General features: G+C 60.5%; 2 protein-coding genes. One reads left to right on the plus strand and one right to left on the minus strand.

Annotated features, from left to right (window positions below):
• On the plus strand, nt 1-480 hold a 480-nt coding region (locus AC1DEY_RS23425; protein ID WP_476870089.1), incomplete at its 5' end, for an HNH endonuclease family protein.
• A gap of 220 nt (nt 481-700) precedes the next feature.
• On the opposite strand, the gene AC1DEY_RS23430 is transcribed toward AC1DEY_RS23425, so the two are convergent.
• The coding region (locus AC1DEY_RS23430; RefSeq protein ID WP_476870090.1) for a hypothetical protein at nt 701-1,372 on the minus strand (672 nt) is incomplete at its 5' end.

Below are 1,372 nucleotides of genomic sequence, written 5' to 3' on the forward strand. Positions count from 1 at the left end.
GTTCGGACCGGCGTGGGCGACACTGACAGCAACGGCTGCGACACCCGCAATGACATCCTTGCCCGGGACCTGACCAACGAAACGTTCAAGCCCGGCACCAACAATTGCGCGGTCTCCACGGGAACCCTGACCGACAAGTTCACCCGCGGCCAGGACACCAGCTCAGGCGTCCAGATCGACCACATCGTTCCGCTCAGCGATGCCTGGCAGAAGGGCGCACAGCAGATCAGCGCTGACCAGCGCAAGGAACTCGCGAACGACCCGTTGAACCTCATGGCCGCCGATGGTCCCACCAATGGTGCCGATGGTGACAAAGACGCCGCCACGTGGCTACCGCCGAACAAGGCCTTCCGATGCGAGTACGTCGTCCGCCAAACTGCCGTCAAGGCCAAATACAGCCTCTGGGTCACGGAAGCCGAGCATGACGCCATGGCAGGGGTACTTTCGAGCTGCAAATACGTCACGTCCGTGCGTCGTTGACGGGCGGACCGGCCGAATTAGTTGCATCTACGTTGGGTGGAACGGTCCCAGAAGCGCTTATTCGTTCTGTACGTCTGAAGACCTACGAGCAGGTCCAGGCCGTGGTCTTGCGATCCAACAGTACTGAGGCCGCGCGGGCGCAACGTGCACCACTACCGGGAGAGCTAAGCCTTGCGCAGGGCTCCACAGGCCTCGATCCACCGCTTACCCACCGGAAACGCTATGACGGGCTGCCCGCCATAGCTTTGATGATCTCGGCCACGACTGTGACGACGACGGCTGCACCAGCACCAATCCATGCGGCCCGCTTCTGTACGCCCGCCTGAAACTTCTGCTCGCGAACTGTTTGCCGACTGTCCTCGTTGACAAGGGGGAAGTCGCCCTTGAGCTTGCGCAACTGATCCTTAGRGGGGTCGGTCGTGTATCGCCGCAGCGCGTCCACGACGCGGCCCAAGTCCTGTTGTACTCGGTCGCCCGTGTGAAACTTCATGCCAGCGATGCGGACGCAGTGGACGCCGCCGTGATCGTGGACATTCATAGCGTTGAGGCTATCCCGTGGATCCGATTTTCGTCTCTCGTCCCATCCAGGTGACGAATGCATGATCACGCTGGTTTCGGGCGGCAGCCCGACTGTGAGGTTGATTTTGGTTAGCTGGTCAGTCGGGGTTTCGAGGATGTTGGCCACAGCAAGCTCAGGAGCCAGCTCAGGCTGCCCGTAGGTGGTGACTACACCGTTTCCTCCACCGTACTCGTCCAAGATCTTTACGAAGCTCAGGAGAGCCTCCCGGTCTGCGAAAACTCGTGGAGCGAAGGACGCGTAATCTACCTGCTGCATCCACTCAAAAGACGACGTAAGACTTGTCTCGACGTTGCCGGTCACATCGTCAGTGAC

The sequence above is a fragment of the Arthrobacter sp. 05T47 genome (assembly GCF_056395825.1).